Source organism: Alteromonas sp. B31-7, assembly GCF_015767655.1.
In the GTDB taxonomy this organism is placed as follows: domain Bacteria; phylum Pseudomonadota; class Gammaproteobacteria; order Enterobacterales; family Alteromonadaceae; genus Alteromonas; species Alteromonas australica.
On record NZ_CP065233.1, the window covers coordinates 1297816 to 1310711 of the forward strand.

14 protein-coding genes are annotated in these 12896 nt (G+C 44.2%); 5 read left to right on the forward strand and 9 right to left on the reverse strand.

Features of this window, described 5'->3' with window-relative positions; all coding sequences use genetic code 11:
* The first annotated feature begins 83 nt into the window (after positions 1–83).
* Positions 84–878 carry a ThuA domain-containing protein gene (locus tag IUA53_RS05415; RefSeq protein ID WP_044449678.1) on the forward strand — a complete coding sequence of 265 codons (795 nt, stop codon included), beginning with the start codon at positions 84–86 and terminating at the stop codon, positions 876–878.
* A 19-nt stretch (positions 879–897) separates the two neighbouring features.
* Positions 898–2313, forward strand: coding sequence for a sugar porter family MFS transporter (locus IUA53_RS05420; protein ID WP_044448217.1), 1416 nt, complete (start codon positions 898–900; stop codon positions 2311–2313).
* Positions 2314–2355: 42 nt separating this feature from the next.
* Here the strand turns inward: IUA53_RS05420 and IUA53_RS05425 are convergent, their stop codons facing one another.
* The 3 genes from IUA53_RS05425 to IUA53_RS05435 all read right to left on the reverse strand — a co-directional run bounded on the left by IUA53_RS05425 (position 2356) and on the right by IUA53_RS05435 (position 4235).
* Entirely contained in the window at positions 2356–2664 is a 309-nt protein-coding gene (locus IUA53_RS05425) for a hypothetical protein (protein WP_044448215.1), read from the reverse strand.
* Positions 2664–3212, reverse strand: coding sequence for a YaeQ family protein (locus IUA53_RS05430; RefSeq protein WP_044057736.1), 549 nt, complete (start codon positions 3210–3212; stop codon positions 2664–2666). The genes IUA53_RS05425 and IUA53_RS05430 overlap by 1 nt, the downstream gene beginning before the upstream one ends.
* A gap of 240 nt (positions 3213–3452) precedes the next feature.
* Positions 3453–4235 carry a DUF1194 domain-containing protein gene (locus IUA53_RS05435; protein WP_044448213.1) on the reverse strand — a complete coding sequence of 261 codons (783 nt, stop codon included), beginning with the start codon at positions 4233–4235 and terminating at the stop codon, positions 3453–3455.
* A gap of 304 nt (positions 4236–4539) precedes the next feature.
* Here IUA53_RS05435 and IUA53_RS05440 point away from each other — a divergent pair, with 304 nt between their 5' ends.
* Positions 4540–4986, forward strand: a complete 447-nt coding sequence (locus tag IUA53_RS05440) for a MarR family winged helix-turn-helix transcriptional regulator (RefSeq protein ID WP_044057734.1) — start codon at positions 4540–4542, stop codon at positions 4984–4986.
* 76 nt (positions 4987–5062) lie between these two features.
* On the opposite strand, the gene IUA53_RS05445 is transcribed toward IUA53_RS05440, so the two are convergent.
* Positions 5063–5533: a hypothetical protein gene (locus IUA53_RS05445; protein WP_044448211.1), complete on the reverse strand. Its 471-nt coding sequence runs from the start codon at positions 5531–5533 to the stop codon at positions 5063–5065.
* 210 nt (positions 5534–5743) lie between these two features.
* Here IUA53_RS05445 and IUA53_RS05450 point away from each other — a divergent pair, with 210 nt between their 5' ends.
* Complete coding sequence (locus IUA53_RS05450; RefSeq protein ID WP_044448209.1) at positions 5744–6385, forward strand: peroxiredoxin-like family protein; 642 nt, start codon at positions 5744–5746, stop codon at positions 6383–6385.
* Between the two features lie 91 nt (positions 6386–6476).
* Here the strand turns inward: IUA53_RS05450 and IUA53_RS05455 are convergent, their stop codons facing one another.
* The 3 genes from IUA53_RS05455 to IUA53_RS05465 form a co-directional block, all read right to left on the reverse strand.
* Complete coding sequence (locus IUA53_RS05455; protein ID WP_196898647.1) at positions 6477–7667, reverse strand: M56 family metallopeptidase; 1191 nt, start codon at positions 7665–7667, stop codon at positions 6477–6479.
* Entirely contained in the window at positions 7660–8052 is a 393-nt protein-coding gene (locus IUA53_RS05460; RefSeq protein ID WP_044057730.1) for a BlaI/MecI/CopY family transcriptional regulator, read from the reverse strand. Before IUA53_RS05460 ends, IUA53_RS05455 begins: the two co-directional genes overlap by 8 nt.
* Positions 8053–8239: 187 nt before the next feature.
* Complete coding sequence (locus tag IUA53_RS05465; RefSeq protein WP_196898649.1) at positions 8240–8596, reverse strand: HopJ type III effector protein; 357 nt, start codon at positions 8594–8596, stop codon at positions 8240–8242.
* Between the two features lie 226 nt (positions 8597–8822).
* On the opposite strand from IUA53_RS05465, the gene IUA53_RS05470 reads away from it, so the two are divergent.
* Positions 8823–9530, forward strand: coding sequence for a sulfotransferase family 2 domain-containing protein (locus tag IUA53_RS05470; protein WP_052806693.1), 708 nt, complete (start codon positions 8823–8825; stop codon positions 9528–9530).
* Between the two features lies 1 nt (position 9531).
* Here IUA53_RS05470 and IUA53_RS05475 read toward each other — a convergent pair whose 3' ends face one another.
* Together IUA53_RS05475 and IUA53_RS05480 are read right to left on the reverse strand one after the other, a co-directional pair.
* On the reverse strand, positions 9532–10728 hold the full coding sequence (locus IUA53_RS05475) for a PepSY-associated TM helix domain-containing protein (protein ID WP_044448204.1): 1197 nt from the start codon (positions 10726–10728) through the stop codon (positions 9532–9534).
* A gap of 6 nt (positions 10729–10734) precedes the next feature.
* The gene (locus tag IUA53_RS05480; protein WP_044448202.1) at positions 10735–12861 is read right to left on the reverse strand and encodes a TonB-dependent siderophore receptor; all 2127 of its coding nucleotides are present in this window, start codon (positions 12859–12861) and stop codon (positions 10735–10737) included.
* Between the last annotated feature and the right edge of the window lie 35 nt (positions 12862–12896).

A 12896-nucleotide genomic window follows, 5' to 3' on the forward strand; every position in this document is an offset into this window, starting at 1 on the left:
CATGATATACACTTTGCCGCATCTTCTAGAAATAGGTGGCGGTGACCACCGAGGTTGAACTTGGGATTCGCTTGAGATTATTTATGTTACATTTTACGAAAGCATGCAGCGTGGTTCTGATTGTGATTATTGTAGCTATTTCAAGCCTTGCGTACGCCGCTGAGTTTAATGTATTACTATTTACAAAGACTACCGAATGGCATCACAAATCTCAGCATACAGGGGTAGAAACCATTCAAAACTTGGGGAAAAAACACTTCTTCTCAGTTGAGTGGCACGAAGATTCCCGTGTTTTTAACCGCAAGGATTTGGCGCGTTTTGACGCCGTGGTTTTTCTCTCAACCACTGGCGATGTGCTCAACGAAGAGCAGCAAAAGCATTTCATAGAATTTATTCAAGCAGGTAACGGCTTCGTGGGTATTCATAGTGCTAGTGATACTGAAAAATCCTGGCGTTGGTATCAAAAGCTCGTTGGCCACACCTTCATCATTCACCCCGCCATACAAACGGCAGAAATACGGCTGTTAAATAGCCAGTTTCCAGGCATGCATAAATTTAACGATCAGCAACTATGGACGGATGAGTGGTATGAATTTTCTCCGGCACATGTTTCTGGCTTACAGTATCTGCTTTCCGTTAATGAAAGCTCTTACAATACGAGTGCGGACTGGGGGCATATTGTAGGCAATGGCATGGGCTACTTTCATCCCATTGCGTGGTATCACAATTTTGACGGAGGCCGCTCATTTTATACATCACTCGGGCATATGGCGAGTACCTATGAGTTAGCTGCTTTTCAATGGCACCTATTTGGTGGCATTTATTGGGCGGCAACAGGGAAGGGCATAATTACAGATAGCCCTCCTCCTCTTCACTAAGGCTACAAGGAGAATAATAATGAATAAGCCTGTTTCTTCAATAAATGGTGAATCCGTTAATATTGGATTCGTTATTTTTATTAGTATTGTTGCCACAATTGGAGGCTTCCTTTTTGGTTATGATAGCGGCGTTATAAATGGAACGGTAGATGGACTGCAATCTGCGTTTCAATCCGAAAGTGTGGGAACTGGTTTTAACGTTTCTAGTATGTTGCTGGGTTGTGCGGTAGGTGCTTTCTTTGCTGGGTGGCTCGCCGAGCGGCTAGGTCGCCGTTCGCTACTGCTTGTCGCTGCTGTATTCTTTCTCATTAGTGCGTGGGGGTCAGGCGTTGCCTCAAGTAGTGGAGAATTTGTTTTTTACCGTATTATCGGTGGGTTAGCCGTAGGCGCGGCATCTGTGATGGCACCCGCATACATTGCCGAGGTTTCACCCGCTCGCTATCGGGGCATGCTCACGTCAATTCAACAGATAGCCATCGTAAGTGGGTTATTTGCGTCTTTTGTTAGCAACTACCTATTAGCTGATATTGCCTCTGGCTCTACTCAGCCACTATGGTTTGAATTCGCCGCTTGGCGCTGGATGTTCTGGATGGAACTCATTCCCGCAGCCTTATTTCTTGTCATGTTGTGCTTTATTCCGGAAAGCCCTCGATATTTAGTGGCCTCAGGGAAAACCGAGCAAGCAAGCCATGTACTCAATAAGCTTTTAGCGAGAGGAGTAGCCCAAAAAGTTAAAGACATACAAGCCTCTTTGGTGAATGATCACAAACCAAGATTACGCGACATTATAAATCCAAGCGGCATTGGCATTCGCCCTATCGTGTGGGTAGGTGTTGGCCTAGCTGCATTGCAGCAATTGGTAGGAATAAATGTGGTTTTTTACTACGGGGCAGTGTTATGGCAAGCCGTTGGCTTTTCAGAAGGTGATGCGCTACTCATAAACGTCATAAGTGGTGGGATCAGCATTGGAGCCTGTATCATTACCTTACTTGTAGTGGATAAGATTGGGCGTAAGCCACTTCTCAAGTGGGGATCGATTGGAATGACAATTACCCTAGCGGCTGTGGCGTTCGCTTTTTTTAATGCGCAAATTGGCGATGATGGGAAGCTAATCCTTGGCCACTGGGGGCCTATCGCACTTATTGCGGCAAATCTTTATGTATTCTGCTTTAACTTCTCTTGGGGCCCCGTGATGTGGGTGATGCTTGGGGAAATGTTTCCTAATCAGATACGAGGTTCTGGTTTAGCTGTTTCGGGTCTAGTGCAGTGGATAACAAACTTTGCTATTACGCTGTCTTTCCCGATGTTACTGGCAGGAATAGGCTTAGCTGGCGCTTATGGTCTATACGCTTTCTGCGCACTTGTATCGGTGATATATGTTATTCGTGTCGTCAATGAAACTCGTGGAAAAGAGCTAGAAGACATGCAAGGCTAGTAGAACAGCACTTGTGTTACTCTGAATAAAGGGCGATTGAGGTTATCCCTCTGGCCCTTCAGTAGTAAACACTAAGTGTCTGCGCATGTCTTTCAGCACTACACCTTTTTTAAGCAGCGCTGCACTCAGGCGTTTTTGCCACACTTTCAATTCAGGCTCTGCAGAACGCATGGCATCTTCACTGTCGAACTGAAAACGCAACAGCAACGAACCTGGAAACTGGTGATATTGTACGTCGAACCAACATTGAACTATACCTGGAATCTCTTCTCGGGCTTGCTCTTCTAACCTATTGGCAATGTCAAATACCAGGGTTTGTTGTTTACGTTGAACCGCAGAAAGCTTTTTCATTACATGTGCTTCTGTATGGCGATTTCAACGCTTTCAGTCACTTCAGTACCCTCAATAGTCAACCACATTTGCCCATCTTGAATAGTTACCTGAATTTGCATAGAACGCTGAACCGCATTAGCGAGCGTACCGGCTAATGATTCAGGCAAGGTGAATACCGATAAGTTTTTTCTTGTGTGCAATTTGTTTTGCTCTTTTTTCCACCATGCCTCAAAACTGTTGTCGGCATAAGCATAAATCATCATGTGCTGGCTTTGATTACAGCCCTTTTTAATACGTTGCTCTGAAGGTTGCCCTAATTCTATCCATAACTCTATTTCGTCACTAAAGTTTTTTTGCCAGAGATCGGGTACATCGTCATCAGACAAACCTTTGGTAAACTGAAGGTGCTCGTGGGCGTTAACAATAAAGGCAATGATGCGCAGCATCATGCGTTCATCGTTTTCAGACGGGTGGCGAGCAATAGTCAGGTTATGATCGTTATAGTAATTGCGGTCCATATCGGTTATCGATATGTCTGCTTTGAAAATAGTTGCTTTAAGCGCCATGGTCTTCTCGGTTGCTTTTTTGCGGGCTATTTTAGCAGCTAATACAGCCTTTCGCCCTCAAAATTCCTACGCGAATAAGCGCTTATGGCTATTTTTAAAGAAGGGGATTCGTTAGGTCTACGTGAACGAAAAAAACATTTATTGTCTCGCCAGTATGTATTGGCGTCCATGTGCTATTTATCATTTTAAAATGAAAAGTAAATAATGCATGGCGCCGCCACGTTTTCGTTTTACCCATCGCTAAGCGTATTTTACTGATAAGCAGCGAAACAAGACTGAGCGTATGCATGTGAAAAGTAAAAAGGAAAATGCGAAAATCGTGAGTGGGCGTGGCGCCGCAACTAAACGGGGCGTTTCTGTGGTATCAATGAGTGCAAGGGTTAAGGCTTGTTCAAAATCGGCGTAGCTGTTTGCTTGATAGCATTGGCCATCCGCAGTAATAATATTTTCAAAATAGTAGCCGCCGGGTAAGCAAGCATCAATGAAGTACCCTGGGTCATCCACTGCCAGCCCATTAATGGTGACGCCGTTCGCCTGAGCGGCATCACGTGCGGCACCGTCATTATGGTACGACCCATAGCCATCGCCTACTACCAGTGCCAACAAACTTGGGCTTTCCCAAACGGTACTGTCCAGCAACCAATCACTGGCCAAGATCATGCCATCAGCTGGAGAGGTGCCTTCGCTGAAGGGGCGAGTTAACGCGCCTATCGTTGTACTAAATACGGCGGCATCTGCGGCAGAGGTTAAAAGCATATCGATATCCGCGCTAACCGCACTTGATGAAAAAAAGAATACCTCTACCAAAATACCTTCATTTAAGGCATCAATATTCGCTAAAACTGTGGGGTTATTAAATGCGGTTTCAAAAGCCTGTATTTGAAATTGGTAATCGCTATCACTAACACTGGCTGACACATCAATGACGAGGGCAAGTTTAGAATCGATGAGGTCAGCACGACAAACAGGGGATAAAAAGAAAACAACGAGGCAAGTAGTTAAACAAGATTTAAATGCTTTCATAAACTAATTCCATTTAGTTATTGTAAGGACAATTTTAACGTGAACGAGTCAGTTCACCGGCGTGCACAATCAGTAGAGTATTTATATATCAAAAAGCACGGTGTATATAATGTGCACAATTCGGTTGGTAAATCTACAAATTTATCAGCGCTTTACGATATTTTTACGTTCGTAAATGGAATTGTATCCTGGGACAGTTCGGGGCTAAATAAAGTGTGAAATCGCCATTAACGAACGCTAAATCTGGCGTTTATGAAAAGCGGTATCGCACGTCATCTATTAAAAAAGCGAAAAGGGGTTGACAATGTCAACTAATGCCACGGTTTCCCCAATGAAATTTAACGACGCCTTATTTAACCTGCTTAACACAATACGCAATGCGATTTTATTAGAAATCAAGAATACATCGTTAATGTTGCCGCCTATGCAGCTGAAAACGCTAAAAATTATTGATCAATTAGAAGGGTGTACAGGGCAAAAATTAGCGGCATATTTAGGCAGAGACAAAGCTCAAATAAATCGCTTAATTAAAGAGTTGTCGGAAAACGACTTAGTACGAAAAGTGCAATGTGACACCGATAAGCGTAGTCAAATTATTTCGCTTACCACAAGTGGCGAGCGCGCCCTTGCCGTGTTTATTCAAATAGAAGAGCGCGTGTTTTCCGATATGCTAAAAAATGTAAGTGTAGAGGATCAAGAAATATTCAAAACATTGGTGCTTACCTTTAAAGAAAATTTAGACAACAGGTAAGCGGCATTCGGCTGATGCTTTCCGCCAACATTTTTTTTGGTTTAGGGTATTTACCTCTGATTTCTTCTCCTTGGCGTTAAAATGAAATACCTATCGCCAAGCCCGCCACCACTGCACTTTTGTGATTTCTGTGGTAATCGTAATGCAGTTGGGGTGATACCGTAAAGCCAGCCCACTCGAATTCATACAGCATACCTAGCCTTCCTACTTCCATTTTGTGGCTGCCGTGAAATTCTACGCCGGGGCCTACTTGAATGATAAAGTTGTGGGTTACGTGAAGGTCTGCAACGAGCAAATAGGTGTAGGCGTCGAGGTCATCGGCTGCATATTCGGCCACTACGCCTACGCCTAAAAAGTTGTTTAAACGGTATTCGTAATCAAGGCCAAGGGTGAAGGCGTTGCCGCACTCTTTTGTATAGGTGGTGCCAATTAAAGCTGATAGATGGTGTGGTGAGGTTTGCCAGTGGTGGTGAGCATTTCCTTTTGCAGCAGCATGGTGGGCAAACGTCACAGCTAGCATAAAAACCATGATTGATTTTATTCGCATGTGAAGCTCACTTACATTGAAACGGTGACAACCTAAAGCATGTCTGCTTTAGCACTTCTTTATAGCGTAGGTGCGTTAGCGTATTTTCACCAATGAACTTTAGTTTTAGCTCTATCGAGCATAGCTTGGCGACTTGAAAGTTTTCTTTTTACTTGTCGGTCTAGTAGTAGGTAGCGCAATACGCGCGAAAAAATAAATAGGGAGACATATGTGAGAAATTTTATTGTTGTAGCTGTGGTGGTGCTTAGCGTTATATTGGGTGCAAATCAGGCGTTAGCTTTTGAAAGAGGGGGCATTGCAGAATCTGCGAACGCAGTGACTCCATTGCTAAACGGTCAGTTTGCGCCTAAAACGACGTTAAAAATGGCCGATGGTACGCCGGTTAGCTTACAAGCCTTAACCCTACAAAAGCCGACTATTGTGCTTTTTTATCGCGGGGGATGGTGTCCCTATTGCAGCCGCCAACTGGCGCAGTTAAAAGATATTGAAAAAGAACTCGTTAACCTGGGCTTTCAAATTCTCGCTATTTCGCCCGAAACACCAGAACGGCTTCAAGAACAAAAGCTTGAAACTGAGTTTTTAGTTACGCTTCTTTCCGATGAAAAGCTAGCCACCATTCGTGAATTCGGTGTGGGGTTTTATGTGGATGAATCAACGTCTGAAAAATATCAAACCTACGGCATTAAACTAGCAAAAGATGAAGCAGGCCGTGAAGTTTTGCCTGCCCCAGCTATTTTTATGCTCAATACAAAAGGGCAAGTGCTGTTTAGCTATGTTAATCCAGATTACAAGGTACGCCCTTCTGCTGAATTAGTGCTATCTGTCGCGAAGGTGCTAAAAGCGGAAATGTAGCAGTTACAGTGGTGTGCTGCCTCTCAATGACAAAACACTAAAAGGAGCGTAAGCTCCTTTTAGTATTCTGATGCCTGTGATGTATTCGACGCTACATGGGAGGCAGGGTGTTTTTTGTAGTAATAGGCTCAGGGGCTAGCTTAAAATCAAGCTGAACGAGTAACCCTTTTTGTCTTATTGGCTTACCCCCTTTTGTGGCTGGTTTGAACTCCCACTGCTTAAACGCTTTTAACGCATTTTTATCGAACACGCCTTTAGGTGAGGACTTTACCACCACAATTTTGTCGGCCGCTCCTTTCTCTGAAATGTCGAATTTGAACACGACAAACCCTTCTAGGTTCTCCTTAATGGCTTTTTTAGGGTAAATAGGTTCTACACGTTTGATAGGAGCAGCACTATTTATTTGCGCTTTGTTTGACTCTACCGGTTGTGATGGCATGTTGGCCAATGCCGTATTCGCCGCCATTAGTATTGCCACGGACGTTATCGCCATGGCCAGCATTTTATTTCCCTTGCTAGGGGTTTTAATTGCATTTATACGTTTAATCATTGTCGTTTTTTCTCCAAAAGTAGGATACAGCGTTAAGGGTGTAGCACTATGCTCTGCACATTGAACCAATGCTTTCGCATAATTGAGTTTATCGTTGTCTGATTTTAGTTTTAGCACGTTGAAGTCGCAGGCCAATTCCTGGTTTAAACGAAACGACTTAAGCGCTATCCACACAAGTGGGTTAAACCAAAATACGGTGGCCAATACCAATGCCAATGCATTCCACACGTGATCTAGGTGCCGTAGATGCATATTTTCATGTTCTAAAACGAGGGCTTGCTGTGAGTCTGTGAATGTAGAGTGGAATGAATAAGGCAAAAGTATTTTGGGGGCTATAAAGCCAAATAGCATGGGGGTATTCGCTTTACGGGAAAAATGCGTGTTTGGGAATGCTTTCTCTTGTTTATCTATGGATTGCCATAAAGTGAAATGATGCAAGCCAACGTACAAAACGATACTGCAAACGCCCAATACCCATACAGAAAAATACACAGTAGAAGGTGGGACGGTGACTTCTGTGTTCATCCCCACCACATAACGGCTAATCGTGTTGCTGGCTACAGCCACCACATCCGAAGGTAAGTTGTTCAATATCAGTACAAGCGGCACTAGCGCCCATAATCTATAGGTGAACATTGGGTTAAGCTTCACCGCGGCGAGTCGCTCGTTTACGATGAGAAGGGCAAGGGCAATAGACAGTACGCCTTGCTGCGCTATTATCCAATCAATCATTGTTCTGTTCCCACTGTTCGATAAGTGCTTTAAGTTCATCAACATCTTGCTGAGATAACGCATTTTGGTTAGCAAAGCCTGCCACTAAAGGTGCTACTTTCCCTTTGAACAAGCGACCAATGAAGCTGTTTGCTTCTTTTTTTGTATACTCATCCCGCGCAATAAGAGGGTAATACAAGTACTGACGTTGCTGCTTTTCGAATCGTAATACCCCTTTTTTTACTAGCCGCCCCAGTAAGGTTTTTACGGTTTTTTCGTGCCAATCTTTGTGTTTGTTTAACCTAGCAATCACGTCTGCCGATGTGGCTGGGCTGTCTTCCCAAAGGGCGTCGAGCACGTCAAATTCGGCATTAGAAATATCGGGTTTATCTACTGAATGAGTCATTGTGTTTAATCTGCATCTTAATGAATTACAAGTGTAGTCTTCATTTAAGATTACATGTGTAATCCATTTGTGCAAGCTTTTTGTTTAAATATTGAACGCGGCGGTTTGAGGCGTGTTCGCTGGAGCGGACACGCACTTAACGAAGGAGAAATGGAAAGGCGAAATAATTAAATGATGAAGTGGGTGGTTAACCCTTTAATACTAATGGGAACTGTTCGAACGTGACACCAGCATGCCCTGTTTGCATGAAATTTCTAATGTTTCCGTGGTCGTCCCCTTCTGCGTGGTTGAGCACATCGTCTCGGTAAAAGCTACCAAACAACGCCAGAGTTTGCTCATTTGAAAGGTCAAGATATTGGCCTAATGCCAATAGCTTACATGAACCATTATTTTGGTTTTCCTGGTTCTTTATGACACCGTTTTCAAATGCTGTGGGGGTAAAGAAAAACGTATTATCAATAAGGGAAATCACATCACCAAACGCTATAGTATTGGGTGCTTCAGAAAGGTGTGCGACTAATTCTTCCAAACGCGTGTACGACACAGTTAACTCCATAAGTAAAAAGTAGACAGTAAAAAATAACCCCAATCTTTCTAACGACTATTCTTCTGCATGACAGTGCAATCATACCAAGCCAATATGGGGTGAATAAGGGCAAAATGGCAGTGAACGTTAAATAGCGTCAGGATATCTACAGCAACTGTAAATTACCGCTAAAGCTATCAACTTACGCATTAAATAACAGTCACTAGGGTACGTAAGGTTATTGATGACAGAGTACCTGAAAACAGTGATTATTTCTCATAAGCACAAATTTATCTTTATCAAAACAAAAAAAACGGCGGGCACAAGCATAGAGGTATTCTTATCGCAGTTTTGCGACGAAAACGATGTGCTGACACCTATTTACCCTGCGGTTTCACCTCATACGCCTCGCGGATACAAAGGATATTGGAATCTCTTTCCTGAACTGGCGAGATCTTCATTGTGCGAGAAATCGACGATTATGTGGCATTGGGTAAAAAGAAAAAAGTTTCGTAATCATGCATCCGCATTAACGATAAGTCATCGTGTGCCTAAGCACATTTGGAATAGTTACTATAAGTTTTGTGTCGACAGAAACCCGTGGGATAAAACCCTGTCTCATTATTATATGGTTAAAAGTCGTCGCTATCCTGAAATGACGTTAGATCAGTATTTTAAACGGGGTAATTTGTGTTTGAATTACCCTAAGTACTGCGATCAGAAGGGTAACATCATGGTAGATAGAGTTTTAAACTACGAGAACCTAGATCACCAACTCGCACAGGTCTGTAAAACCCTTTCTCTCCCCTTTAATGACGGGCTGACGGTGCGCGCGAAAGGCGACTATCGCGTTGATCGAAGGCCCTATCAAGAGGTGTTTACTGCTACGCAGAAAGGTTACGTAGCAGAAGTATTTTCACGGGAAATTAGCATGCACAATTATGGCTTTTAAGCTAGCGGTTAGAAAGGGCTAAGGTGGTAAGCACTAAACATATTGTTATTAACGTCAATGATATCAACGCCCCAGCTTTCGTGTTCATTGCCCCACGATAGAGGACGTTTCTCAGTGGTGGCGTTTGCCCTTTTCGCCATTTAAACGTGCGGTGTGCATAAATAATAGTGCCGGTAATAGATAAACTGCTCATGAGTAAGCCAAACATGAAGTAGAGGGTTTTACTCCAGTAACCTCCCCAAGTACCAAAGTGAAGTGGGTCGGCAGCTTCAGATATTCTTACGTGGGCTGAAAGATCCTCGGCATGACGTTGAGAAAGTAGCGCACCTGATACGGGGTCGAATATGAGGTTGTTTGCACGATCTCGCACTAGAATTTGGTTTTCTTGGCCGTCTACCCTAATGGGTTGCCCCGCTTTAATGGGTAAGTAAATCGACTTTATTTGGAATGCGGGGCGTAAACGAGCAACAGTGTCCAGCGCGGTGTCGAGCACCTGTGGTTGAACACTAACGTGGGTCTTCATGGCCAGCTCGCTTTCTGGCTTTCCATTTATCGGGTAATTTGCACCCAAGCCATATTTTTCCACAAAATACCAAACTCCAGTAACACTAATAATGAGCAATAAGCCACTTGTCCATAGGCCGGTTAAGCGATGAATGTCACCCCAAAATACCCGTTTATTGGCGCGCCGGGGAGCGCGCCAAAGCCCTCGCCACCATTGTGGATGCAGTATTAAGCCTGAGACTAGGCTAAACAGTAAGGGAAGCGCTAATGCCGAGACAATGGTTAAGCCGAGATTTAATGGCATCATCAAATGGCGGTGTATTCGCCTTAACGTTGTTTGCCAATTAAACCACGCCCCATTGCCGGTATATTGGTAGCCATTGGGGTCAACGTATACGCGGTAACGCTGATTTTTTGCGTCATAGAGGATGGCCTCGGCGGCGAATCCCTCATGTAGAGGTGCCGATAACTGATAAATTTTATCGCCGTGGGAGACGCTTTGTACTTCGCGATAGTATTCTGACCAATTAAACGGTTCGGCTTGATGAGGCTGGGTGCGAATGGCGGGGTTAGTTAACCAATCGAGTTCGTGAGACATCACCGCGAGGGTGCCAGATAGCATGACGAAGCAACAAAGCACAGCCAGCGGAAACCCCGCCCAGCTGTGCCATTTGTACCAGTGTTGTTTGCTCATGGGGAATTAGAAATCGTAACTTACCTGCACAACAACTTCTCGTGGCTCTCCAGGGAAGTGACCATTGCGCTCACTAAAACCGCTCACTGCGTATTCTTTATCGAACAGATTTTTCACGTTAATGCTTAACAACATGGCATTCCATTGCGTGGTCCAGCTAGCATCAAAAATGGTATAGGGTTTCACTCGCTGCCCATCTAAGCTTATTTGCTCACTCACATAGTCTACGCCCATGGCAAAAGAAGAGTCGATAGATTCAAGGTTATACCGCGCCCAAAATCCAGCCTGATGACGGGGCGCATTGGCGAAGCGGGTTCCATCGTAGGTATTGCTGGTGCTGCCTTCTTTTACAAGGGTGTCGTTGTAAGCATAGTTGGCAGTAATACTAATATTGTCGGACACGTCACCCACAAGAGTGAATTCAGCCCCGCTGCTTTCGACTAAACCGAAATTAATTAATGCAGGCTCAACATCGTCATTTTCCCCTTCAATATAGTCAGGGTTACTGATAACGAGGTTTTCTTTTTCAATTTGATAAACGGCGACAGTGGTCATAATGCTGCCATTTAACCATGACTGTTTCAGGCCTAATTCCACCTGGTTGCCTGTTTCTGGGTCAAGCGGGGTTACCCCAGCGTCTTCGTAATCAGAGGAGTCTACAGAGTTAAAGCTCTCAGAATAATTGAGGTAAACCGTGGTTTCTTGCGTTGGGGTATAAATTAATCCCGCTCGAGGCGTAATATCCTTGTCATTATATTCCGTGTCCGTATCCATACTTTGTTCATCAAAGTAATCGAATCGCGCCCCTACCATTAGGGCCCACTCAGGCGAAAATGCAATTTTATCTTGAACGTAAATACTGGCTCTGTCACGTTTTAAACCGTCACGATCTAAATCGGTAAGATTGTAAGTGCTAGGATCGGTTTCACCATAATTTAAATCAAAGATATTTAAATTACCTACACCGTCAGCTTCGTAGCGGGCGCGCAAGTAATCGTATTGCGTTTCTACATTGTGCCAATCTCCACCAAACAATAGCTGGTGGTCAAGGCCAAGTAGGGTGGTGTCGTACACAAAATCGAGGGTTAAACTGAGTTCTTCATTTGCGCGGTATTGCTTGCGGTATTCTCGCTGAATGGTTTCATCATTAATGTCGGCCACCCCATCACCGTTCACATCAACCCAACTACGGGACTCATGATATGCCTGATCGCGTTCGTTATCTAAATATCTCAATGTGCCGTTGAAGGTAAAATTATCATTAAAGTTGTGTTGTAGATTGGCTTGTAAAACCAGGGCTTCTAAGTCTTGGTAATCGCCTTTTTCATTCGCGTTGTAGCTAGGGTCAACTAAGAAGTTACCATCGTCATCCACGGGTACCCCGCGTAAGCGGTTGCCACCCAAGTTTTGAACAATATAATCATAGGTGGTTGTCAGCTGTGTATTGTCACCAAGGGCAAATAATGCGCCACCTGCAAATTCAATGTTTTCTGAGTCAGCATTGTTGCGGAAACTGTCTTGTGCTTCGTAAAATGCGCCGAAACGATACGCCATGGTGTCTGTTACTGCACCCGTTAATTCAGTAGACGCACCTAATAGCGAAAAGTTTCCGCCCGTAACCGTGATGTTCTTTCCTTCATTGAAAGACGGCTGACGACTCACATAGTTAATCATTCCGCCGGGTTCGCCACCACCGTAAAGGGCAGCCGCAGGGCCTTTCAGTACTTCAACACGCTCTACATTAAATAATTGGGGGACCGAAAATCCTGAGAAAGGGTCGCCGCGTACGCCATCGTAAAACACATTGGCGTCGTCTCTGAAACCTCGAAAGGTAACCCCTGAGTAACTAAACTCACTAACACCTGCAATAGAGCGGTACAAATCTGTGATATCACGAGCGGCTTGGTCTGCAATGAGCTGATGGGTTAGCACCTGAACAGACAGGGGAATTTCCATAATATCCGCATCAGTTTTCGTCCCTACTCGAGTATTACTGTCTAAGTAGAACTGCTGCGCGCGCCCTGTAACCTCAATTTTTTCGACGTTTTCTCCGTCGGTTTGTTTTTCAGCTAACGCTGAGAACGAAGCGCCTAAACCACCGATTACCGCTATGGCAAGTGTTGAATATTTCATGAAGCTCCTGCTAACGTAATATTTTTGTAAATGAA